This window comes from Aeromonas sp. Marseille-Q7275, assembly GCF_965119515.1.
Map to the genome: position 1 here is coordinate 196,456 of NZ_CBCPLW010000006.1, position 22,086 is coordinate 218,541.

A 22,086-nucleotide genomic window follows, 5' to 3' on the forward strand; every position below is an offset into this window, starting at 1 on the left:
TCAAGGTATTTATGTGTCTGCCGCCATCCTTAATGATGGCGACGGAAGATAAACCAGTAAGTCAGACCAACCATGACGCCGCCACCAATGATATTACCAAGGGTGACCGGAATGAGGTTGTTTAGGACGAAGTTGGATACGGTCAGATCGGCGAACGATGCCGGGTCCTGGCCGATGGCCTGCCAGAATTCCGGGCCTGCTACCGCATGGATGGCGATGCCGACCGGGATCATAAACATGTTTGCGATGCTGTGCTCAAAGCCGGAGGCCACGAACATGGCGACGGGGAGCAGCATCACCATCACCTTGTCGGTGGCGCTGCGGGCGCCGAAGGCCATCCACACGGCGAGACACACCATGAGGTTGCAGAGGATGCCGAGCGCCAGGGCCTCGAAGAAGGTGTGATGGATCTTGTGCTGGGCCACTTTCATGGCATTCAGTCCCCACTGACCATCCGCCGCCGTGTATTCGGCCGACATGATGATGAGCGCGACTATGATGAGCCCGCCGATGAGGTTGCCAAAGTAGACCAGACCCCAGTTCTTGAACAGCTGAGCCCAGCTGATGCGGTTGGCGGCCTTGGCCACCAGAGTCAGGGTGGTGGAGGTGAACAGCTCGGCACCGAGCAGTACGCACAGAATGAGACCGAGGGAGAAACAGAGACCGCCGACCAGCTTGGACATACCCCAGGCCATGCCGCTCGATCCCGTGGTGACCGTGATGTAGAAGACGAATGCGATGGCGATGAAAGCACCTGCCGTGATGGCCAGAGGAATGACCTTGTGGGCGGGCTTGGTTGCCTTGGCATAGGTAATGTCTTCTGCCAGCGCGGCTATGGCTTCGGGCTTCAGACAATCAAAGGGAGATTCTGCTTTCAATTCTCAGTACCTGCATATTTTGCCTGTGGAAATCATAACAAAGGGGCTGATCCCCAAAATTGACTCCGATCAAGAATTACAGATTGTGAATGTAATTTTACTACAGGTTTTTTCTTCATCCGGAAGCTTGACTTTACACCAGGTTTCAGGTGAATCAGAAATGGGTCGGTTTTTAATGTCATGATTTTTAATGATTTATATCTTTCTCATCAAAAAAAGCACCGGCAATGCACCTTTACGCCCCCCGAACATGATGAACCTCAATTTGACAACCCCCTAAGAGGTATTTTTTGTTATTTATTTCATCTTTGAGTAAGGGCCCGCCAAAGCGTAGACCATAAAACAGAAGGGGCCATCAGGCCCCTTGGTTACACTAGCATATCAGTTCCACGTATGGATTCGTTTGGCTTTTTGCAGTTTCTCGTAGGCCGCGAGCAATTTCTGATGCAGCGGGAACTGGGAGAGGGACAGATCGGCCGCCTCCAGCCCGTGGAAACGCGCCTCGCCGCTGGCGTGGGCCCAGGCCTGCGCCAGGGTCTCTTCCCCGAACATGCGGGTGAACACCGGGCGGTACTGCTCGGGGTCGCGATCCTCGTCCAGGAACAGCTCGACGCAGGCGCGCAGGGCGCGGTAGTAGCGGGCGCGATCCGCCGGGAACACCGACTGGTTGAACTCCATGGTCCAGTCGATGAGATCCAGTGCGCTCTCCAGCTCGCCCGCAGCCAGCGCCAGCATGGCTTTGAGCTCACCGACCCGCAGGGTGTGCAGGGCGGTGCCCTTGGCGGCGGCGATGCCGAGCAGCTCGCGCACCCGGGTGCGCTCGTCGTGACCCTCTTCATCCAGCTGATCAAAGAGCGCCATGTACTGCTCCGCGTCCCACTCCAGAGACGGCAGGGCCAGTATGGTCTCCCGCAGGTGGGCACCCATGGTGTTGTTGGCCAGCAGCAGGTCTTCCACCGGATAGATGTCGGACATGCCCGGCACCAGGATGCGGCAGGCGTAGACGCCCAGGTGCTCGTAGTCGGCGATGTAGACCGGCTGCTCCAGCTCGTGGAAGATGCCGATCAGGTGGTCGAACTCCTGCTGGGAGGTGCCGCGGAAGTCCCAGTCGGCAAACTCGAAGTCGGACTCCTGCTTGAACAGATCCCAGCTGATGAGGCCGGAGGAGTCGATGAAGTGGGTCTCCAGGTTGTGGTGATCCGCCACCTGCTCGTTGTCGAACGAGGGCGGCACGAAGACGTCCAGATCCTTCAGACCACGGCCCTGCAGCAGCTCGGTGACGGTGCGCTCGAAGGCGACCTCGAAGCGCGGGTGGGCGCCGAAGGAGGCGAAGCAGGTGCCGTTGCTCGGGTTGAGCAGCACCACGCAGATGACCGGATAACGGCCGCCGAGGGAGGCATCGAAGCTGTAGATGGGGAAGCCTTCGGCCTCCAGCGCATCGATGGAGGCCTTGATGCCGGGATAGCGGGCGATCACCTCGCTCGGGATCTCGGGCAGACTGATGGCCTCGGCGATGATCTTGTTCTTCACGTGGCGCTCGAACACCTCGGACAAGCCCTGGGTGCGGGCCTCGGTCTTGGTGTTGCCGGCACTCATGCCGTTGGAGACATAGAGGTTGCCGATGATGTTCATCGGGATATAGACGGTCTGATGATCGGACTGGCGCTCGAACGGCAGGGCGACGATGCCGCGCTCCTCGTTGCCGGATTGCAGATCCACCAGCATGTCGGCTGTCACTTCGCCATCCGGGTTGTAGAACTTGCGGGTGAAGCTGTCGAGCAGGCCAGCAGGCAGTTGGTCACCCTGGATGGGGAACCACTTCTCGTTCGGGTAGTGGACGAAGTCACCATTTGCCACCTGCTCGCCCAGATAGAAGTCGGCGAAGAAGTAGTTGGTGGAGAGACGCTCGAAATACTCCCCCAGGGCCGAAGCCAGGGCCGCCTTCTTGCTGGCTCCCTTGCCGTTGGTGAAGCAGAGGGCGCACTCTTTGTCCCGGATGTGCACGGACCAGACGTTGGGCACGGGGTTGAGCCAGGAGGCCTCTTCGATATCAAACCCCAGGGCCTGCAACTTGGTCTGGAACCGCTCGATGGAGTCTTCCAGCGCCGCGTCCTTGCCGGGAATAAAAGTGTGGTCGGTCATCACAATATCCTGATTTTTAATGGCTCATGTTCGGTCGCAGATAATAGCATGAGTGGCGGGAAAAGCGGCCAGGACAATCCCATTCCAGGTGCGGGTCAGGGGGCTGTCGGCGGCCTGGATAGGCTGGGTTATTAGCTCTCCTGAACAACATTAAGAAAAAGTAGATTTTTTTATGTCATGCCGTCGCCCATCATGGGACCGACTTGTTTCTTCGTGGTGACAAGCATCATGGGCGTGCCCTCCGGGCATGGGTCATCTGGCCTCGCCTGCCATTATCGCCTTCACCACGGATCATTTATTGGGAGTTGCTATGCCATTCATGACACCACAGATTGATGCCAGGGTGACCAGGCTGGCCCCGGGATTCCGGGCCCTGAGCATCCAGGTCGACGGGGCCACCATGGTCGATCGCAACGTCGGCGCACAAGCGCTGGCGCGGGCCTGCCAATCCGTCGCGGCGGGCGGTGCGCCCTGGGCACAGGAGCATCTGTCCGCCTGGGGGGAGGTGTTCAAACGCTTCGGTGCCAAGCCCCAGCGGACCCCCTGCTCGGCACAGGCGCTGCTCAAGCGGGTGCAACGGGAGGGCAGCCTGCCCTGCATCGATCCCGTCGTCGATCTCTACAACGCCATCAGCATCGAATACGCCATCCCCGTCGGTGGAGAGGATCTCACCGCTTATGAAGGATCGCCCCGGCTGATCATTGCCGATGGCACCGAGCTGTTTGACACCATGAAGGAGGGGGCCCCTGCCCACGAGACCCCCGAGCCTGGCGAGGTGGTCTGGTGTGATGACAGAGGCGTGACCTGTCGCCGCTGGAATTGGCGTCAGGGGACCAGAACCCGGCTCAGTGCCGAGTCCGGGCAGATGTGGTTCATCCTGGAAAGCTTGCCTGAAATGCCGCTGGCGGCGCTGCAGGAGGCCGGTGATCGGCTGATCGAGGGGTTAAGGCAGATGATGCCGGGCGCCCGGATAGAGAGCGTGCTGATAGGAAACCCCGGCGGGGTATGAGGAGAGCATAATGGCCACCCTGGGTGGCCATTTTTTATACGCGCTGCTGGGGCGTCGTGGAAGTACGCCTCCATCTCGTTATCAGCCGATCAACTTGAGCCCCAGGATACCGCCGATGATCAGCAGCAGGCAAAGCACACGGGCCAGGGTGGCCGGCTCGTTGAACAGCCAGATCCCCATCAACACCGTGCCGACCGCGCCTATGCCGGTCCAGACCGCGTAGGCGGTGCCAAGGGGCAGTTGCTTGACCGCCATGGCGAGCAACAGCACGCTCACCCCCATGGCGATCAGGGTCAGCAGGGTGGGGAGGGGACGGCTGAAACCGTCGGTGTACTTGAGGCCGATGGCCCAGGCGACCTCGAACAGGCCGGCCAGTAGCAGGAGTAACCAGGGCATATGAGTATTCCAGGCGGGGCAGGGTCGTCCCTGCGAGTCAAGAAGGCCTTGGGGTCGTCCCCAGGGGGCAGTGGTTGCCAGTCGGACATCATGATGCCTGACCGATGGGGAGTCCGCCAAGCGCGGTAGCCCGGAACCCATGGTTATTGCGGCAAACGACACAGAATATTGCGCAATTCGACTTGCGCCCGTCGCCACAATCCGTAATGTGGACAGACGCATTAATTACACATCATGCTTGTGGCCAATTTGTGAACGGACCCCAGTCCGGCAAGGGATCACGGCATATGAGACTTCATTTTTACAGCAGCTATCCAGGGTAGGACATTATGAAAAAAGTTGGTTTGGTCGGTTGGCGTGGCATGGTGGGTTCGGTACTGATGAGCCGGATGCAGGAAGAGAAGGATTTTGCCCGCATTCAACCCACCTTCTTCACCACCTCCCAGGCCGGTGAGGCCGCCCCCAATTTCGGCGTCGATGCCGGCACCCTGCAGGACGCCTTCGATATCGAGGCGCTGGCCGCGCAGGAGATCATCATCACGGCTCAGGGTGGCGACTACACCAAGGATGTCTATCCCCGTCTGCTGGCCGCTGGCTGGCAGGGTTACTGGATTGATGCCGCCTCCTCTCTGCGCATGGAGAAGGACGCCGTCATCATCCTGGATCCGGTCAACGGCGACGTGATCGACGAGGCGCTGGACAAGGGGATCAAGACCTTCGTGGGCGGCAACTGCACCGTCAGCCTGATGCTGCTGGCCCTGGGTGGCTTGTTCAAGGCCGATCTGGTGGAGTGGGTGAGCGTGGCCACCTATCAGGCTGCCTCCGGTGGCGGTGCGCGCCACATGCGCGAGCTGGTCACCCAGATGGGGCTGCTGCGCGATGAAGTGGCGGTGGAGCTGGCGGATCCCGCCTCCGCCATCCTCGACATCGAGCGCAAGATCACCGAGAAGACCCGCTCCGGCACCCTGCCGGTGGACAACTTCGGCGTGCCGCTGGCCGGTGGCCTCATCCCCTGGATCGACACCAAGCTCGACAACGGCCAGAGCCGCGAAGAGTGGAAGGGCCAGGCCGAGACCAACAAGATACTGGGGATCGAAGATGCCGCCATTCCGGTGGATGGTCTGTGTGTGCGGATCGGCGCCCTGCGCTGCCACAGCCAGGCCTTCACCATCAAGCTGAAGAAGGATGTGCCGCTCCCCGAGATCGAGGCCCTGCTGGCCGCCCACAACGACTGGGTCAAGGTGATCCCCAACGATCGCGACATCACCGCCCGCGAGCTGACCCCGGCCGCCGTCACCGGCACCCTCAGCATTCCGGTAGGCCGTCTGCGCAAGCTCAACATGGGCCCGGAATACCTGGCGGCCTTCACCGTGGGTGACCAGCTGCTGTGGGGCGCCGCCGAGCCGCTGCGCCGCATGCTCAACATCCTGCTGGCGCGCTGACAGGGATAGCTCGCTTGAGCACACAATAAGGAAGGCCAGGCCTTTCTTATTGTGCAGACACACCGAGCGACATAAAAAAACGGCATCCTTGCGGGATGCCGTTTTTCAATTTATCCAGTTTGACTCTTACATGTTCTGTGCTTCGTTTGGCACGATGACAGAGGCGTGATTTCCTTTCGGCCCCTGCTGCAGTTCAAAGTTGACTGCCTGACCCGCTTTGAGGGTCTTGTAACCTTCCATTTGAATCGTGGAGTAGTGAGCGAAGATGTCTTCACCACCGCCTTCCGGACAGATAAACCCAAATCCTTTTGCGTTGTTGAACCACTTGACTGTTCCGGTTGCCATACATCTACATCCTTTTATTGATTACCCTGAAGTCGTTGAGTAACCTGCGCCAGCCTTATATAACTAGAGCATCACCCCGTAGCAGACGGGCGCCGATTAGCAAGTAACCAATCTAGTCCAACTTTTAAGCGAGTCAAGAAGTTGTTAACAACCGATGTGATCTGGTTAACAAGTCTATTGACAATCTTGAGCGAGACGGTAGTAATCTAGAGGTACCAAAGCGCAACTATGAGCAAGCAGAAAGAACTCTTTGCTAATGAAGAGATTGCAGAAGCAGAGAAAACGAAGCTGCAACCGCCACCCATGTACAAGGTCGTCTTGAACAACGATGACTACACACCGATGGAGTTCGTGGTGGAGGTGCTGCAGAGGTTCTTTGGTATGGATCTGGAGAAGGCCACTCAGGTCATGCTGAGCGTGCATTATAGTGGTAAGGGAGTCTGCGGCACTTTTACCGCCGAGATTGCCGAGACCAAAGTGGTCCAGGTCAACACCTATTCACGTAACAACGAACATCCACTGCTATGTACCATGGAAAAGGCTTGAATCTGATGACTTGATGGCGATAACGACACCGCATTGTTGCTGTACTGAGGGGAGGTGCCTATGTTGAACAAAGATCTAGAAAAGACGCTGAACGAGGCTTTCAAACTGGCCCGTGACGAGCGCCACGAATTCATGACCGTCGAGCACCTGTTGTTAGCCCTGCTGGATAACAGCTCAGCCCATGAGGCGCTGAGTTCGTGTGGTGCGGATGTGGAGCAGATGCGCAAGGAAATTCGCGCATTCATCAATCAAACGACCCCGCTCATCCCCCGCGATGACGAAGACAGAGAAACCCAACCGACCCTTGGCTTCCAGCGCGTGCTGCAACGTGCCGTGTTCCATGTCCAGTCGTCGGGCAATACCGAGGTGAGCGGTGCCAATGTGCTGGTCGCCATCTTCAGCGAGCAGGAGTCCCAGGCCGCTTACTTCCTGAAAAAAGCCGAAATCAGCCGGCTGGACGTGGTGAACTTCCTCTCCCACGGGGTGCGCAAAGACAGCAAGCCCGAGAGTGGCGGCAACAATGCCGAGTCCGATGATGAGGTCTCCTCCGCCCAGATCGAGAGCTTTGCCACCAACCTCAACCAGCTGGTGCTGGAGGGGCGCATCGACCCGCTGATCGGTCGCGATCAGGAGCTGAGTCGCACCATCCAGGTGCTCTGTCGTCGCCGCAAGAACAATCCCTTGCTGGTGGGGGAGGCTGGCGTGGGCAAGACTGCCATCGCCGAGGGGCTCGCCTATCGTATCGTCAAGGGTGATGTGCCCGAGGTGATAGCAAACAGCACCATCTATTCTCTGGACATGGGCTCCCTGCTGGCAGGCACCAAGTACCGCGGCGACTTCGAGAAGCGTCTCAAGGTACTGCTCAAGCAGATCGAGCGCCAGGAAGGGGCCATCCTCTTCATCGACGAGATCCATACCATCATTGGGGCGGGTGCAGCCTCCGGCGGTCAGCTGGATGCGGCCAACCTCATCAAGCCGCTGCTCTCCAATGGTCTGCTGCGCTGTGTGGGATCAACCACCTATCAGGAATATTCCCAGATCTTCGAGAAAGATCGGGCACTGGCGCGCCGCTTCCAGAAGATCGATATCGTCGAGCCGAGCATAGATGACACCACTCGCATCCTGATGGGGCTCAAGAGCCGTTATGAGGCGCACCATGGCGTGCGTTACACCGTCAAGGCCATCCGCGCCGCAGTGGAGCTCTCCGCCAAGTACATCAACGATCGACACCTGCCGGACAAGGCCATCGACGTGATCGACGAGGCGGGGGCGGGGCAACGTCTGTTGCCAGTCAGCAAGCGTAAAAAAGTGATCAACGTGCCGGAGATCGAGGCCATAGTCGCGAAGATTGCCCGGATCCCGGAGAAATCAGTCTCCTCTTCCGACAAGGAGGTGCTGAAGAACCTGGAGCGCAATCTAAAGATGGTGGTGTTCGGCCAGGACAAGGCCATCACCGTATTGACCGATGCCATCCGGCTGTCGCGTTCCGGCCTTGGTAACGAGCGTCGCCCTGTGGGCTGCTTCTTGTTTGCTGGCCCGACCGGGGTGGGCAAGACCGAAGTCACCCAGCAGCTCGGCAAGGCGCTCGGGGTCGAGGTGCTGCGTTTTGACATGTCCGAATACATGGAGCGCCATACCGTCTCCCGCCTGATCGGGGCGCCTCCCGGCTATGTGGGCTTCGAGCAGGGTGGTTTGCTGACCGACTCGGTGCTCAAGCATCCCCATTCGGTGGTGCTGCTTGACGAGATCGAGAAGGCACATCCGGATGTCTTCAACCTGCTGCTGCAAGTGATGGACAACGGCACCCTGACGGACAACAACGGACGAAAGGCCGATTTTCGCAACGTGATCCTGGTGATGACCACCAATGCGGGCGTGCAGGAGACCCAGCGCAAGTCCATTGGCTTCCAGCAGCAGGACATGAGTCACGACGCCATGGCGGTGATCAACAAGACCTTCAGTCCAGAGTTCCGCAACCGGCTCGATCACACCATCTGGTTCAACCATCTGGACATGACGGTGATCCATCAGGTGGTCGACAAGTTCATCGTCGAGCTGCAGGTACAGCTGGATGCCAAAGGGGTGTCACTGGAGGTATCTGAAGAGGCGCGCCACTGGTTGGCCGAGAAGGGTTATGATCGGGCAATGGGTGCAAGACCCATGGGACGGGTCATTCAGGAACACCTCAAGAAGCCGTTGGCCAACGAGATCCTGTTCGGCTCACTGGTCGATGGCGGAGTGGTGAGAGTGGAGCTGGTGAATAACAGCCTCAGCTTTGACTTCCAGGTCAATGTTGAAGCTGTCTCTCACTAAATGTGATTGAGGCCAGAAACGACAAAAAACCCCAACCGCGAGGCTGGGGTTTTTTGCTGAATTCCTGGCTTAGCGAGAGCGGAAAACAATACGTCCCTTGGAGAGATCGTACGGAGTCAGAGCCACCGTTACTTTGTCCCCAGTCAGGATACGGATGTAGTTTTTGCGCATCTTGCCGGAAATATGAGCGATAACCACGTGACCATTTTCCAGTTCCACACGGAACATGGTATTGGGCAAGGTTTCGAGAATGGTACCCTGCATCTCAATACTGTCTTCTTTAGCCATTGAATCCTCTTGATAAGCCACAACAAAAAACCGCTGGATCATGCCGGATTTAAGGCTATGTGTAAAGTTTACTCGGGCTTGGTGTCGATATTTTTCCATTCTCCCTGTACCAGCAGCTCGTGGGGCAGGTACTGGCGCTTGTAATTCATCTTGCGACAGGCCTCCACCAGATAGCCCAGATACAGCCAGCTGCGACCGGTGCGCCTGGCCAGTTCCAACTGGCTCAGAATGGCAAAGGTGCCCAGAGATCGGTCGGCATAATCGGGATCGAAGAAGGTATACATGGCGCTCATGGAGTGGGGGAGCAGGTCCGTGGTGGCCACCCCGATGAGGCGTCCCTCCTTGCGTATCTCCATGTAGAGCGGTGGCATCCAGTCGCAGTGCAGGAATCCCTTGTATTGGGTCCGGCTCGGTGGGTACATGCTACCATCGTGGTGGCGCTCGCGGATGTAGCGCTCATAGAGCTGGTAATACTCGGGTTTGTCGTCGTAACTCAGTACCAGCTCGAGATCCCGGTTCAGCTGACGAACGCGCTTCTGGCTACGGTTCGGCACGAAACGCTCGCTGTGGATGCGCAGTGACTGGCAGGCGCTGCAGGCCGGGCAATGGGGGCGATAGATGTCGTTGCCACTGCGCCTGAATCCCGCCGTCAGCAGTCGTTCGTAACCGGCCGCATTGAGCAGCTCATGATCCATCAGTACCAGCAACTGCTCCTGCTCATGGCCAAGGTAGCTGCACGGGTGTCTGGGGGTCAGGCCTACCTTGAGGATCACTTCTTCTGTCATAGACTGATTCTCCTCTGCTGCCAGCAACCGTCCTGCAGTGGTTGCCTGATCAGGCTCGCCAATGTGGTCAGAAACCGGCTTCTTGGCCACTCCTGGACCCCCAAGGTGGCCAGGAAGTCGTTCTGCATCTGGCAGTCGATGAGGGCCCCCCCATGGCGTGAAAAGTGACGACAGAGCGCCACCATGGCCAGTTTGGCGCCGTTATCGATGCGGCTGAACATGGATTCACCGCAGAAGAGGCGGCCAAGAGAGAGGCCATAGAGCCCCGCCTGCAACTTACCATCCTGCCAGATCTCGACGGAGTGGGCATGGCCCAGGCGGTGCAACTGCCGATAGGCGTCGATCATGGGGGCGCTTATCCAGGTGCCGCTGGCGCTACGACGGGGGGCGGCGCAGGCCGCTATCACCTCATCGAAGGCGTTATCGATGGTAATGTCGAAGGGGGTGCGGCGCAGACACTTCTGCAGGCTGCGCCCTATGTGCAGCTCATCGGGCACTATCACCCCCCTGGGATCCGGCGACCACCACAGCAGCGGCTGGTGTGGCTCATTCCACGGAAAGATCCCGCTGTGATAAGCTGCCAGCAATCGAGCAGGGGAGAGATCTCCCCCGATCGCCAGCAGGCCGTTGGGCTCTTCCAGCGCATGGCTGGGGGAGGGAAACCAGCACAGCTCATCATCCAGTTCGGTGAGATAGCGAGACATAAGACAGAGGTTCACAGATGAAGGCCATTATCCTGATAGTATCCAGCTTGCTCGGCTTTGTCACGGCGCCCGCCTGGGCTGCACCCTATGAGCGCAACACGGCGCGCCCCGTGGATCAGGTGGTGTTTGGCCAGGTGGATACGGTGCGCAACATCACCCAGCGCCAGGTGGTGGAGTCCGAGCATACCGGCTGGAAAACCCTGGGTGGCGCCGTGCTGGGGGGGCTGCTTGGCAACCAGTTTGGCGGCGGTCATGGGCGGGAGATCGCCACCGCCGTGGGGGCATTGGCGGGGGCGGCCGCGGTGCAGCACTATCAGTCCGGCGGCAGCGTGGTGGAGAACAAGCTGGTGGAACTCTTGATCCGCAATGAGCAGGACGGGCTCATCAACGTGATCCAGGATTACGATCCGGCCATGGTGTTTGCGAGCGGAGACAAGGTGCGCATCCTCTATTTCAGCGATGGGGTGCGGGTCGACAAGACCTATTGAGGAAACCCGTGGGCGGCAGGGATGGTGTGAGGAGGGAGAATAACCCGGCGGCCGCAAGGGGCGCCGGGCGGTACTACACGGAGCGTCTCACTCGAGACGTGCTCAGGCGTCCTGGGAGACTATCTTGTCACGACCCGTGTTCTTTGCCTGATACAGCTGGCGATCTGCCTCGCAGAGCGCCTCGTCCATGGAGAGCCGCCCGACATTGATGACGCCAAAGCTGGCGCGTACAAACAGCGGCACTTCCCGTGACAGCGGCTGCTGACGCAGCTGTTGTCGCAACCCTTCCAGTCGCTTGAGCAGCACGGGCACCGGGCAGTGGGGCACCATCAGGGCAAACTCCTCGCCACCGAATCTGGCTATCATGGCATCCGGGAAGAACTGGGTGAGCAGCCGGGTCAGGTGGCAGAGCAGCTCATCGCCGATGGCATGGCCCCAGTGATCGTTGACCTGCTTGAAATGATCCACATCGAGCACGCACAGGGCGAGCTGCGCCTGCTGACGCTGATGCTCCTCGAACCACTTCTGTCCCTCGTTGAACCAGTAGCGCCGGTTGTAGAGCCCGGTCAGGTAGTCGCGATTGGCCGACTCCTGGATGCTGTTGAACTGCTCAAGGGCCTCCAGATTGTGGCTGACCCGGCACTGCAGCTCCTCGGGCTCGAACGGCTGGTTGAGAAAATCGTTCGCCCCCTGCTTGAGGTAGCGGGCAGAGAGGCCGTGCTTGTCCGACACCGAGATGCCGATGATGGCGAGCTGCTGCTTGCTGTAGCGCTCCCGCAGCATCCGCACCAGGCTGATGCCGTCTATCTCCGGCATGTAGTAATCCACCAGCATCAGGCGAATGGCGGGGTACTGCTCCAGCAGGGCCAGGGCATCCCGGGCGCAGGTTGCCTCGTGCACCAGCAGCAGCTGCTTGCGCAGCTGGGCGGCGGTGCGATGACGGGAGGTGCGGGAGTCATCCACCACCAGCACCTCGATGGCCTGGTTGAGGTAGAGGCGGTGCACCAGGCTGACGGCGTATTGCAGGGAGTGGCGTGAATCCTTCATCACGTAATCCAGCACTCCGGCCTCCAGCCAGGCTTCCCGTTTCTCCTCGCTGATGTCGGCGGTGAGGATCACCACGGGCAGACCTCGCGCCAGCAGCACGCTGACGGCTTCTCCGCTCGGGGCATCCGGCAGGGTGAGATCCACCAGGGCGACCACGTACTCTTCGCCCTGGCAGTCACGGGCTCCCTCCAGGGTATCGAACGCATCTATCTCCAGCCCGGTTTGCTGCGCAATGGCCTGGGTCAACATGCGGCGCACCGTCAGGCTGTCTTCCACAATCAAAATTTTCCGTTTCATCCGGCTCCTTAAAAGAAAAGGGCATGCCACTTGGCATGCCCTTTATATCCTTGTGCTTATTGTGCGTCCAGATATCGCTCGGCATCCAGCGCCGCCATGCAGCCGGTACCGGCTGAGGTGATCGCCTGACGGTAAACGTGGTCGGCCACGTCGCCGGCGGCAAACACGCCCGGGATGCTGGTCTGGGTCGCGAACCCTTCCAGGCCGCCCCGCACCTTGAGGTAGCCGTTTTCCATCGCCAGCTGGCCTTCGAAGATCTGGGTGTTGGGCTGGTGGCCGATGGCGATGAAGACCCCCATCAGCGGCAGCTCGGAGGTAGAGTCGTCGCGGGTGCTGCGCAGGCGCACGCCGGTCACGCCCATGTTGTCACCCAGCACCTCGTCCAGGGTCTGGTGAGTGTGCAGCACTATGTTGCCGCTCTCGACCTTGTCATTGAGGCGCTTGATCAGGATCTTCTCGGCGCGGAACTCGTCGCGGCGGTGGATGAGGTGCACCTTCTTGGCGATGTTGGCCAGATAGAGCGCCTCTTCCACGGCGGTGTTGCCGCCGCCGACCACGGCCACTTCCTGGTTGCGATAGAAGAAGCCGTCACAGGTGGCACAGGCGGAGACGCCACGACCCTTGAAGGACTCCTCGGAAGGCAGCCCCAGGTACTTGGCGGAGGCGCCGGTGGCGATGATCAGCGCGTCGCAGCTGTATTCACCGTTGTCACCCTTGAGACGGAAGGGGCGCTGGGTCAGCTCCACTTCATTGATGTGATCAAACAGGATGCGGGTATCGAATTTTTCCGCATGCTCTTTCATGCGCTCCATCAGGGCCGGGCCGGTCAGCCCTTCCGCGTCCCCTGGCCAGTTTTCCACCTCTGTGGTGGTGGTCAGCTGACCACCTTGCTGCATGCCGGTGATGAGCAGGGGATTGAGGTTGGCGCGGGCGGCGTAGACGGCGGCGGTGTAACCCGCCGGGCCTGATCCCAGGATCAGCAGTTTGCTATGAGTGACTTGGCTCATGATGTGTTTTCCGAGACGTGATGAGTTTGCGCGATTGTAGGTAATTCGTGATCCGGGGTCAAAGGCCAGGGCGTCGATTGTGGCAATCGCCAAAGAGGGGGGAGGGTGGCCGGATTGCGCCATAAAAAAACCGCCCATCGCGGGCGGATTTTCACTCATCGACGCTCCCTTGCGGGGGCGGGATCAGTTCAGCAGGGTCAGGGGATCCGTGTAGGCCAGGTTGTGCGCCACGGCGACCTCCTTGCAGGTGATCTTGCCCGCCATCACGTTCAGGCCGTGCAACAGGTGGGGATCGCCGAGCAGTGCACCGCGATAGCCCTGTTCCGCCAGCTTGATGATGAAGGGCAGGGTGGCGTTGTTCAGGGCCACTGTGGAGGTCCGTGCCACGGCGCCCGGCATGTTGGCCACGCAGTAGTGCACCACCTCGTCGACGATGAAGGTGGGATCCTCGTGGGTGGTGGCGTGAGAGGTCTCGACGCAGCCGCCCTGATCGATGGCCACGTCCACGATGGCGGAGCCCGGCTTCATGCGTGCAATGTGGTCACGGCTGACAAGTTTTGGCGCAGTGGCGCCCGGCACCAGCACGCCGCCGATGACCAGATCCGCCGCCAGCAGGTGGCGCTCCAGGGTCTCGCGATTGGAGTAGACCACCTTGGCCGCCCCCTGGAACTCGCTGTCAAGACGGCGCAGGGTGTCGATGTTGTTGTCGAGTATGGTCACGTCCGCACGCAGGCCGATGGCCATGCGGGCTGCGTTGGAACCCACCACGCCACCACCGATGATCACCACCTTGGCCGGCTCCACACCGGGCACGCCGCCGAGCAGCACGCCGCTGCCGCCGCGGGACTTCTCCAGCGCCTGGGCGCCGGCCTGAATAGACATGCGTCCGGCCACTTCCGACATGGGGGCCAGCAGGGGCAGGCCGCCACGGCCGTCGGTGACGGTCTCGTAGGCGATGCAGACGGCGCCGCTGTCGACCAGCTCCCGGGTCTGGGCCAGATCTGGCGCCAGGTGCAGGTAGGTAAAGAGGGTCTGGCCCGGACGCAGCATGGCGCGTTCCACCGCCTGGGGCTCCTTGACCTTGACGATCATCTCGGCCTTGGCGAAAACGTCTGCCGCGGAGGCCAGAATTTCGGCTCCGGCAGCCAGATAATCTGCGTCACTGAAGCCAATGCCATTTCCTGCGCCGCTTTGGACGAAAACGGTATGGTTTCGTGCTGTCAGTTCACGTACACTGGCCGGAACCATGCCTACGCGATATTCATGGTTTTTTATTTCCTTAGGTACACCGATAATCATGCTATCCCTCGTCTATCGATTGGTGGTTTATGTTGCTCAGATGTTAAGCAACATTTGCGCCTAGTATATTCAGGTATTGACAGGATTTGTGACCATTATTATAAAATGACTGGTGATTCTTACCAAAAAATAGCCAAAGGATGGAATTAAATGATGGAAGCTAAGAGTCGGCTAAAGGATTTGGACAGGATTGACCGCAACATTCTGAATGAACTGCAAAAGGATGGCAGGATTTCGAACGTTGAGTTGTCCAAACGAGTTGGCCTGAGTCCCACACCGTGTCTGGAACGGGTTCGTCGCCTCGAGCGTCAAGGTTATATCGAAGGATATGCCGCTATTCTGAACCCTCATTATCTGGATGCGTCTCTGCTGGTGTTCGTGGAAATTACCCTCAATCGTGGCGCCCCCGACGTATTCGAACAGTTCAACAAGGCTGTTCAGGTGCTCGAAGAGATCCAGGAGTGCCATCTGGTGTCCGGTGATTTCGACTATCTGCTCAAGACCCGCGTCAGCGACATGTCGGCCTATCGCCGTCTGCTGGGGGAAACCCTGCTGCGTCTGCCCGGCGTCAATGACACCCGTACCTATGTGGTCATGGAAGAGGTCAAGCAGAGCAGCCGTCTGGTGATCAGCACCCGATAAGCGGGATTGTGCTGTGACTTGCAAGCACCACGACGAGTCACGATAGTCAGAAACGAGCGGCCGGTCCGCTCGTTTCTTCTTATTACTGTATTCATGGCCCCGCCCTCAGGCACTGGCTGACAATCGGTGGGCTTTTCAGGGATACTAGGCCCCCTATCCCCGCATTACATGTTTTCAGAAAGGAGCCGGAGTTTGGCCGATAAAAAGCTGTTTACTCCTTTGTCAGGTACGCAACGGATCTTCGAGGCCGTCTTGATCGCCATCACCCTGATGGCTGCCTATCTCTTGCTTGCCCTGTTGACCTACCATCCCGCCGATCCCGGTTGGTCCCAGACCTCCTGGCAGGGAGAGGTGAAGAACCTGGCGGGCAGCGCCGGTGCCTGGCTCGCCGACATCACCATGTTCACCTTCGGGGCCTTCTCCTATCTGGTGCCACCTTTGGTGGTGCTGCTTGGCTGGAGTCTGTTCTGGCGCCCGAGCCGGCTGCTGGAGGTGGACTATCTCACCCTGTCGGTACGCATCATCGGCTTCGTCCTGACGGTGCTCGGCATGTCCGCCATCGCCAGCATGAACTTCAATGACTTGCAGAACTTCTCCGCAGGCGGCCTGGTGGGAGACGTGATCGCCTCCGCCGTGGTGCCCCTGTTTGGCGGCGTCGGGGCCAACCTGATGCTGCTCTGCTTCGTGGCCACCGGCATCACCCTGTTCACCGGCTGGTCCTGGCTCACCATAGTCGAGCGGATCGGTGCCACCTGCACCGGCAGCGTCAGCGCCATCTACCATTTCCCGACGACCCTGGGTCGCTGGCTCACCGGCGGCTGGCGCCAGCCCCGTTTTGAGGGGCCGGATCCCCTGCTGGAAGGGGGCGTGGGCGCTCTGGATCTCGACGAGGAAGAGGACGAGCCCCATAGCAGCTGGACGCGCAACCCCAAGGCCAAGGGGAGCCAGAAGTCAAAATCTGACGAATGGCTGCCGGAGCTCGATGACGACACCTTCCAGTTCGATCCGCAATTCGATGATGAAGAGGACGAGCCGGCGCCCGTGGCCAGACCCAAGCGCGCCGCCGTTGCCACTGCCCGCCGTCAGCCGGCCCTGGCCGATGACGGGGATGACGAACTCGATCTGCCCTGGGCGGAAGGGGAGGAGGCTGACGCGCCAGTGGTGGCCGCACCGGTCAAACCCAAGCGCCGCCCCCAGCCCGCCATGGCGCCGCTGCCGAGCATAGAGCTGCTCGACCGCCCGCCCGCCAAGACCCAGATGATGAGCAAGGACGAGCTGGACCGCATGGGCCGGCTGGTGGAGGCGAAACTCGCCGACTACAACGTCCAGGCCAAGGTGGTCGGCGTCTATCCGGGCCCGGTCATCACTCGCTTCGAGCTGGATCTGGCGCCGGGCATGAAGGCGAGCAAGATCACCAACCTGTCGCGCGATCTTGCCCGTTCGCTGTCCGCCAGCAGCGTGAGGGTGGTGGAGGTTATCCCGGGCAAGACCTTCGTCGGCATCGAGCTGCCCAACCGGGTGCGCCAGACCGTCTACCTGCGTGAGACCCTGGACTGCGAGGCTTTCTCTGGCAGCCACAATCCGCTGACCATGGGGCTGGGGCAGGACATAGCAGGGGAACCCGTGGTGGTGAACCTGGCCAAGATGCCTCACCTGCTGGTGGCCGGTACCACGGGCTCGGGCAAGTCGGTGGGGGTCAATACCATGATCATCTCCATGCTCTACAAGTCGACACCGGACGATCTGCGCTTCATCATGATCGACCCCAAGATGCTGGAGCTTTCGGTCTACGAAGGGATCCCCCATCTGCTGACCGAGGTGGTCACCGACATGAAGGATGCCGCCAACGCCCTGCGCTGGTGCGTGGGCGAGATGGAGCGTCGCTACAAGCTGATGTCCGCGGTCGGGGTGCGCAACCTCAAGGGTTACAACGACAAGGTGCTGGCCGCGGCCGCCGAGGGCGAGCCCCTGCGGGATCCCCTGTGGCGTCCGGGTGACTCCATGGATCAGATGCCGCCGGAGCTGGAGAAGCTGCCCCACATAGTGGTGGTGGTGGACGAGTTCGCCGACATGATGATGATCGTCGGCAAGAAGGTGGAAGAGCTCATCGCCCGTATCGCCCAGAAGGCGCGGGCGGCCGGTATTCACCTCATCCTCGCGACCCAGCGCCCCTCGGTGGATGTGATCACCGGCCTCATCAAGGCCAACATCCCGACCCGGATCTCCTTCCAGGTGTCGAGCAAGATAGATTCCCGCACCATCCTGGATCAGGGCGGCGCCGAATCCCTGCTCGGCATGGGGGACATGCTCTACATGCCCGCCGGCACCTCCAACCCGACCCGGGTCCACGGCGCCTTCGTCGATGACCACGAGGTGCACAAGGTGGTGGCGGACTGGAAACTGCGCGGCGAGCCGAACTACATCGACGAGATCCTCTCCGGTGAGTCGGACGGCGAAGGCGGTGGCGGCGAGTACGGCGGCGGGGGTGACGAGGAGCTGGATCCCCTGTTCGACGAGGCGGTCGCCTTCGTGGTGGAATCCCGCCGTGGCTCGACCTCCAGCGTGCAGCGCAAGTTCAAGATTGGTTACAACCGGGCGGCCCGTCTCATCGAGCAGATGGAAAACCAGGGCATCGTCAGCTCTCCGGGGGGCAACGGCCAGCGCGACGTGCTGGCACCGCCCCCGGTGCGTGATTAAGCCTTCATATCATCCTGGCCATGTCTGCGGACATGGCCTTTTATCTGACCCTCTTCAACGGGAATCGCGATGAAAAAAGCATTATTGATGGGTTCTGTACTGTTGCTCGCCAGCAGCCAGGTGTGGGCCGATGCGGCCAGCGATCTCAAGCAGAAGCTGACGGGTGTCAGCCTGTTCTCGGCCAAGTTTGCCCAGACCGTCTATGACAGCAAGGGCAAGGAGCTGCAGAAGGCGAGCGGTTCCCTGCTGGTGCAGCGCCCGAACCGCTTCAACTGGCACACCACGACCCCGGACGAGAGCCTGATCGTGGCGGACGGCAAGGATGTGTGGGTCTATGATCCCTTCGTCGAGCAGGTCACCGCCCTCAAGATGAAGGATGCGGTGCTCAACACCCCCTTCGTGCTGATTGCCGGCAACGATGTCGGGCTCTGGAAGAACTACGACGTGACCCAGGAAGGGGATGTTTACACAGTCACCAGCCGCAACAAGGACGAGCTGATCGCCTCCTTCCGCATCACCTTCGACCGTCAGAACAACATCAGCCGGTTCGACGTGAAAGAGGCCCAGGGGCAGTGGAGCGAATTCGTCTTGAGCAGCTTCAACCGCAAGCCGGTGCTCAAGGGCAACGAGTTCGTGTTCAAGATACCCAAGGGGGTCGCACTGGACGATCAGCGCTGATGAGCAGGCGGTCGCTGGATTTATCGTCAGCCCGTCTGTCAACGGCGACGGGCGTGACGCTGGGGGTCAATAGAGATGAGTAACCTCTTATTGGATTTCGCGTCGGACCGTTTTTCCATGGCGGTATGCGTGATACTGAACGGTCAATACAGATGAGCAACTTGTCGCTGGATTTCTCGTCGGACTTTCGTCCGCTGGCGGCCAGGATGCGGCCGCAAACCCTCGACCAGTATATCGGTCAGCAGCACATCCTGGGGGCGGACAAGCCCCTGCGCAAGGCGATCCTGGCGGGGCACTGCCACTCCATGATCCTGTGGGGACCGCCCGGCACCGGCAAGACCACCCTCGCCGAGCTGATGGCCCACTACTGCCAGGCCGAGGTGGAGCGGCTCTCCGCGGTCACCTCCGGCATCAAGGAGATCCGCGCCGCCATCGACAAGGCGAAGGAGAACAGCTGGCGCGGGGTGCGCACCATCCTCTTCGTGGACGAGGTGCACCGCTTCAACAAGAGCCAGCAGGATGTGTTCCTGCCCCACATCGAAGACGGCACCATCACCTTCATCGGCGCCACCACCGAAAACCCCTCGTTCGAACTCAACAATGCACTGCTCTCCCGGGCCCGGGTCTATCTGCTCAAGCGGCTGGAGGAGGAGGACATCCTCGCCATGCTCGATCAGGCGATGACAGACCCCCGCGGCCTCAATGACCCGAGCCTCACCTTTGCCCCCGGGGTGAAGGCGGCGCTGGCCAAAGCCGTGGATGGAGACGGGCGCAAGTCCCTCAACTACCTGGAGCTCCTGGCCGACATGGCCGAGGCCAATGGGGCAGGGGAGAGGGTGATCGACAGCGCCCTGCTCGCCGCCGTGGTGGGGGAGCACGTGGCGCGCTTCGACAAGGGGGGGGATCACTTCTACGACCTCATCTCGGCGGTGCACAAGTCCATTCGCGGCTCGGCACCGGATGCGGCCCTCTACTGGTATGCCCGCATGGTGAGCGCCGGTTGCGATCCGCTCTACATCGCCCGCCGCTTGCTGGCCATTGCCTCGGAAGACGTGGGCAACGCCGATCCCCGCGCCATGCAGGTGGCGCTCTCGGCCTGGGACTGCTTCCACCGCATCGGTCCGGCGGAAGGGGAGCGGGCCATCGCCCAGGCCATCGTCTACCTCGCCTGCGCCCCCAAGAGCAATGCGGTCTACACCGCCTGGAAGGCGGCGCTCAATGACGCCAAAAACCTGCCGGACTTCGAGGTGCCGCCGCACCTGCGCAACGCGCCCACCAGGCTGATGAGCGAGCTCGGCTATGGCGCCGAGTACCGCTACGCCCACGACGAACCTGGGGCCTATGCCGCCGGCGAGGAGTACTTCCCCCCCGAGCTGGCGGGCAAGCACTACTACCAGCCCACCGATCGGGGCCTCGAGAAGCAGATCGCCCAGAAGCTCGACTATCTGCGCGAGCTGGACCGGCAGAGCCCGCGCCAGAGAGAGAAGTAAGGGCGGGTTGCCGGGCGGCATGGGGATCCCTCGGATCGGCGAAGATAAGCCTGCCGATGCCGTCAAACTTGGCAAAAACGACAGCAATACGCCCTGTTCGGGCGGGGGGGCGGTCTGCTACACTGCCCCTCTGACCCCGCTTGTCTTGGCCTTGCACCATCTTCTTGATTTCGAAGGCCCGATTCCGAAGACATAGGGGTGCGCCAACCGATGTTAACTTCCGGATCTGTTTTCTCGCCAGGGCGGATGACCCAGGCCCAGATCCCATTAAAAAAAGTAGGTAAACCATGCTGGATCCCAAATATCTGCGCAGCGATATCGAAGAGGCCGCCGCTCGTCTGGCTGCACGTGGCTACGCGCTGGACGTAGCGGCTGTCAATGCTCTGGAAGAGAAACGCAAGGATCTGCAGTCCCGTACCCAGGAGCTGCAGGCCGAGCGCAACGCCCGCTCCAAGTCCATCGGTGAGGCTGCCCGTCGCGGCGAAGATGTGGCTCCGCTCAAGGCCGAAGTGACCAAGATCAACGACGAGCTGGAGACCAGCAAGGTCGCGCTCGAGGCACTGCTGGCCGACATCAAGGCCATCTCGGACGCCATCCCCAACCTGCCGAGCGACACCACCCCGGTGGGTCGCGACGAGAACGACAACGTGGAAGTGCGCCGCTGGGGCACCCCGCGCGAGTTCGACTTCCCGGTACGGGATCACATCGACATAGGTGAAGCGGTCAAGGGCGTGGACTTCAAGAACGGCGTCAAGCTCTCCGGTGCCCGCTTCGTGGTGATGAAGGGCCAGATTGCCCGCCTGCACCGCGCCCTGGCGCAGTTCATGCTGGACCTGCACACCCTGCAGCACGGCTACACCGAATGCTATGTGCCCTACCTGGTGAACCCGGACAGCCTGTATGGCACCGGCCAGCTGCCGAAATTCTCCCAGGATCTGTTCAACACAGGTATCGAGGGGGAAGGGGAAGACGAGGGCAAGGTGCGCAAGTTCTCCCTGATCCCGACCTCCGAAGTGCCGCTCACCAACATGGCCCGCGACGAGATCTTCGACGAGCAGGAACTGCCCATCAAGATGACGGCCCACAGCCCCTGCTTCCGCTCCGAAGCCGGCTCTTATGGCCGTGACACCCGGGGCCTCATCCGCATGCACCAGTTCGACAAGGTCGAGATGGTCCAGCTGGTGCACCCGGAGAAGTCCTGGGACGCGCTGGAAGAGATGGTGGGTCACGCCGAGAAGGTGCTGCAACTGCTGGAGCTGCCCTATCGCGTGATGGCGCTCTGCACCGGTGACATGGGCTTCTGCGCCGCCAAGACCTACGATCTGGAAGTCTGGCTGCCGGCCCAGAACACCTACCGCGAGATCTCCTCCGTCTCCAACTGCACCGACTTCCAGGCGCGCCGCATGCAGGCCCGCGTGCGTGTGGACGGCAAGCCGCAGCTGCTGCACACCCTGAACGGCTCCGGCCTCGCGGTGGGCCGCACCCTGGTGGCGGTGATCGAGAACTACCAGCAGGAAGACGGCCGCATCGCCATCCCGGCGGCGCTGCAGTCCTACATGGGCGGCCTGACCCACATCGGCTAAGCCCCCCTTG

Annotated in this window: 20 protein-coding genes; 10 read left to right on the forward strand and 10 right to left on the reverse strand. The window is 60.6% G+C overall.

Going from position 1 to position 22,086, the window contains the following annotated elements:
* Positions 1–29: 29 nt before the first annotated feature.
* A complete protein-coding gene (focA, locus tag ACWPWQ_RS08175) occupies positions 30–878 on the reverse strand; it encodes a formate transporter FocA (protein WP_139435436.1) in 849 nt (282 codons plus the stop codon).
* Positions 879–1,259: 381 nt separating this feature from the next.
* On the reverse strand, positions 1,260–3,020 hold the full coding sequence (gene ycaO, locus ACWPWQ_RS08180) for a 30S ribosomal protein S12 methylthiotransferase accessory factor YcaO (protein WP_139435438.1): 1,761 nt from the start codon (positions 3,018–3,020) through the stop codon (positions 1,260–1,262).
* Between the two features lie 310 nt (positions 3,021–3,330).
* On the opposite strand from ycaO, the gene ACWPWQ_RS08185 reads away from it, so the two are divergent.
* Positions 3,331–4,029 carry a B3/B4 domain-containing protein gene (locus ACWPWQ_RS08185; protein ID WP_404838327.1) on the forward strand — a complete coding sequence of 233 codons (699 nt, stop codon included), beginning with the start codon at positions 3,331–3,333 and terminating at the stop codon, positions 4,027–4,029.
* An 81-nt stretch (positions 4,030–4,110) separates the two neighbouring features.
* On the opposite strand, the gene sugE is transcribed toward ACWPWQ_RS08185, so the two are convergent.
* The gene (gene sugE, locus ACWPWQ_RS08190; protein WP_139435442.1) at positions 4,111–4,425 is read right to left on the reverse strand and encodes a quaternary ammonium compound efflux SMR transporter SugE; all 315 of its coding nucleotides are present in this window, start codon (positions 4,423–4,425) and stop codon (positions 4,111–4,113) included.
* Between the two features lie 329 nt (positions 4,426–4,754).
* Between sugE and asd the strand changes: the two genes are divergently transcribed.
* Positions 4,755–5,867 carry an aspartate-semialdehyde dehydrogenase gene (asd, locus tag ACWPWQ_RS08195; protein WP_139435444.1) on the forward strand — a complete coding sequence of 371 codons (1,113 nt, stop codon included), beginning with the start codon at positions 4,755–4,757 and terminating at the stop codon, positions 5,865–5,867.
* A 126-nt stretch (positions 5,868–5,993) separates the two neighbouring features.
* Here the strand turns inward: asd and cspD are convergent, their stop codons facing one another.
* Positions 5,994–6,212: a cold shock-like protein CspD gene (gene cspD, locus ACWPWQ_RS08200; protein ID WP_005300025.1), complete on the reverse strand. Its 219-nt coding sequence runs from the start codon at positions 6,210–6,212 to the stop codon at positions 5,994–5,996.
* A 228-nt stretch (positions 6,213–6,440) separates the two neighbouring features.
* Here cspD and clpS point away from each other — a divergent pair, with 228 nt between their 5' ends.
* Together clpS and clpA are read left to right on the forward strand one after the other, a co-directional pair.
* Positions 6,441–6,758 carry an ATP-dependent Clp protease adapter ClpS gene (gene clpS, locus ACWPWQ_RS08205; RefSeq protein ID WP_005325410.1) on the forward strand — a complete coding sequence of 106 codons (318 nt, stop codon included), beginning with the start codon at positions 6,441–6,443 and terminating at the stop codon, positions 6,756–6,758.
* Positions 6,759–6,818: 60 nt separating this feature from the next.
* Positions 6,819–9,071 carry an ATP-dependent Clp protease ATP-binding subunit ClpA gene (gene clpA, locus ACWPWQ_RS08210; protein WP_106886978.1) on the forward strand — a complete coding sequence of 751 codons (2,253 nt, stop codon included), beginning with the start codon at positions 6,819–6,821 and terminating at the stop codon, positions 9,069–9,071.
* A gap of 69 nt (positions 9,072–9,140) precedes the next feature.
* On the opposite strand, the gene infA is transcribed toward clpA, so the two are convergent.
* The 3 genes from infA to aat form a co-directional block, all read right to left on the reverse strand.
* Complete coding sequence (infA, locus tag ACWPWQ_RS08215; protein WP_005300033.1) at positions 9,141–9,359, reverse strand: translation initiation factor IF-1; 219 nt, start codon at positions 9,357–9,359, stop codon at positions 9,141–9,143.
* Between the two features lie 68 nt (positions 9,360–9,427).
* A complete protein-coding gene (locus ACWPWQ_RS08220; RefSeq protein WP_139435447.1) occupies positions 9,428–10,144 on the reverse strand; it encodes an arginyltransferase in 717 nt (238 codons plus the stop codon).
* Entirely contained in the window at positions 10,141–10,848 is a 708-nt protein-coding gene (aat, locus tag ACWPWQ_RS08225; RefSeq protein ID WP_319913751.1) for a leucyl/phenylalanyl-tRNA--protein transferase, read from the reverse strand. Before aat ends, ACWPWQ_RS08220 begins: the two co-directional genes overlap by 4 nt.
* Positions 10,849–10,865: 17 nt before the next feature.
* On the opposite strand from aat, the gene ACWPWQ_RS08230 reads away from it, so the two are divergent.
* Positions 10,866–11,336, forward strand: a complete 471-nt coding sequence (locus tag ACWPWQ_RS08230) for an outer membrane lipoprotein (protein WP_139435451.1) — start codon at positions 10,866–10,868, stop codon at positions 11,334–11,336.
* A 102-nt stretch (positions 11,337–11,438) separates the two neighbouring features.
* Here the strand turns inward: ACWPWQ_RS08230 and ACWPWQ_RS08235 are convergent, their stop codons facing one another.
* The 3 genes from ACWPWQ_RS08235 to ald all read right to left on the reverse strand — a co-directional run bounded on the left by ACWPWQ_RS08235 (position 11,439) and on the right by ald (position 14,986).
* Positions 11,439–12,680, reverse strand: coding sequence for a diguanylate cyclase (locus tag ACWPWQ_RS08235; protein ID WP_404838329.1), 1,242 nt, complete (start codon positions 12,678–12,680; stop codon positions 11,439–11,441).
* Positions 12,681–12,736: 56 nt separating this feature from the next.
* Positions 12,737–13,687 carry a thioredoxin-disulfide reductase gene (gene trxB, locus ACWPWQ_RS08240; RefSeq protein ID WP_139435455.1) on the reverse strand — a complete coding sequence of 317 codons (951 nt, stop codon included), beginning with the start codon at positions 13,685–13,687 and terminating at the stop codon, positions 12,737–12,739.
* Positions 13,688–13,870: 183 nt separating this feature from the next.
* The gene (gene ald, locus ACWPWQ_RS08245) at positions 13,871–14,986 is read right to left on the reverse strand and encodes an alanine dehydrogenase (protein WP_205641603.1); all 1,116 of its coding nucleotides are present in this window, start codon (positions 14,984–14,986) and stop codon (positions 13,871–13,873) included.
* Positions 14,987–15,136: 150 nt separating this feature from the next.
* Here ald and lrp point away from each other — a divergent pair, with 150 nt between their 5' ends.
* The 5 genes from lrp (at position 15,137) to serS (ending at position 22,076) form a co-directional block, all read left to right on the forward strand.
* Complete coding sequence (gene lrp, locus ACWPWQ_RS08250; protein ID WP_005300047.1) at positions 15,137–15,628, forward strand: leucine-responsive transcriptional regulator Lrp; 492 nt, start codon at positions 15,137–15,139, stop codon at positions 15,626–15,628.
* 192 nt (positions 15,629–15,820) lie between these two features.
* A complete protein-coding gene (locus ACWPWQ_RS08255) occupies positions 15,821–18,325 on the forward strand; it encodes a DNA translocase FtsK (RefSeq protein ID WP_429159303.1) in 2,505 nt (834 codons plus the stop codon).
* Between the two features lie 69 nt (positions 18,326–18,394).
* Positions 18,395–19,003 (forward strand): outer membrane lipoprotein chaperone LolA, encoded by a 609-nt coding sequence (gene lolA / locus ACWPWQ_RS08260; RefSeq protein WP_319916925.1) that lies wholly within the window; start codon positions 18,395–18,397, stop codon positions 19,001–19,003.
* A 152-nt stretch (positions 19,004–19,155) separates the two neighbouring features.
* Positions 19,156–20,493 carry a replication-associated recombination protein A gene (locus ACWPWQ_RS08265; protein WP_202045356.1) on the forward strand — a complete coding sequence of 446 codons (1,338 nt, stop codon included), beginning with the start codon at positions 19,156–19,158 and terminating at the stop codon, positions 20,491–20,493.
* 287 nt (positions 20,494–20,780) lie between these two features.
* Positions 20,781–22,076, forward strand: coding sequence for a serine--tRNA ligase (gene serS, locus ACWPWQ_RS08270; protein ID WP_139435466.1), 1,296 nt, complete (start codon positions 20,781–20,783; stop codon positions 22,074–22,076).
* The last annotated feature ends 10 nt before the right edge of the window (positions 22,077–22,086 follow it).

Excerpts from the sequence above, each read along its gene's own strand:
- lrp (WP_005300047.1), top strand. The coding sequence starts at position 15,137 with ATGATGGAAGCTAAGAGTCGGCTAAAGGATTTGGACAGGATTGACCGC.
- ycaO (WP_139435438.1), bottom strand. The coding sequence starts at position 3,020 with ATGACCGACCACACTTTTATTCCCGGCAAGGACGCGGCGCTGGAAGAC.
- clpA (WP_106886978.1), top strand. The coding sequence starts at position 6,819 with ATGTTGAACAAAGATCTAGAAAAGACGCTGAACGAGGCTTTCAAACTG.
- infA (WP_005300033.1), bottom strand. The coding sequence starts at position 9,359 with ATGGCTAAAGAAGACAGTATTGAGATGCAGGGTACCATTCTCGAAACC.
- serS (WP_139435466.1), top strand. The coding sequence starts at position 20,781 with ATGCTGGATCCCAAATATCTGCGCAGCGATATCGAAGAGGCCGCCGCT.
- trxB (WP_139435455.1), bottom strand. The coding sequence starts at position 13,687 with ATGAGCCAAGTCACTCATAGCAAACTGCTGATCCTGGGATCAGGCCCG.
- ACWPWQ_RS08185 (WP_404838327.1), top strand. The coding sequence starts at position 3,331 with ATGCCATTCATGACACCACAGATTGATGCCAGGGTGACCAGGCTGGCC.
- sugE (WP_139435442.1), bottom strand. The coding sequence starts at position 4,425 with ATGCCCTGGTTACTCCTGCTACTGGCCGGCCTGTTCGAGGTCGCCTGG.
- ald (WP_205641603.1), bottom strand. The coding sequence starts at position 14,986 with ATGATTATCGGTGTACCTAAGGAAATAAAAAACCATGAATATCGCGTA.
- clpS (WP_005325410.1), top strand. The coding sequence starts at position 6,441 with ATGAGCAAGCAGAAAGAACTCTTTGCTAATGAAGAGATTGCAGAAGCA.
- aat (WP_319913751.1), bottom strand. The coding sequence starts at position 10,848 with ATGTCTCGCTATCTCACCGAACTGGATGATGAGCTGTGCTGGTTTCCC.
- ACWPWQ_RS08230 (WP_139435451.1), top strand. The coding sequence starts at position 10,866 with ATGAAGGCCATTATCCTGATAGTATCCAGCTTGCTCGGCTTTGTCACG.
- ACWPWQ_RS08265 (WP_202045356.1), top strand. The coding sequence starts at position 19,156 with ATGAGCAACTTGTCGCTGGATTTCTCGTCGGACTTTCGTCCGCTGGCG.
- asd (WP_139435444.1), top strand. The coding sequence starts at position 4,755 with ATGAAAAAAGTTGGTTTGGTCGGTTGGCGTGGCATGGTGGGTTCGGTA.
- lolA (WP_319916925.1), top strand. The coding sequence starts at position 18,395 with ATGAAAAAAGCATTATTGATGGGTTCTGTACTGTTGCTCGCCAGCAGC.
- ACWPWQ_RS08235 (WP_404838329.1), bottom strand. The coding sequence starts at position 12,680 with ATGAAACGGAAAATTTTGATTGTGGAAGACAGCCTGACGGTGCGCCGC.
- ACWPWQ_RS08220 (WP_139435447.1), bottom strand. The coding sequence starts at position 10,144 with ATGACAGAAGAAGTGATCCTCAAGGTAGGCCTGACCCCCAGACACCCG.
- cspD (WP_005300025.1), bottom strand. The coding sequence starts at position 6,212 with ATGGCAACCGGAACAGTCAAGTGGTTCAACAACGCAAAAGGATTTGGG.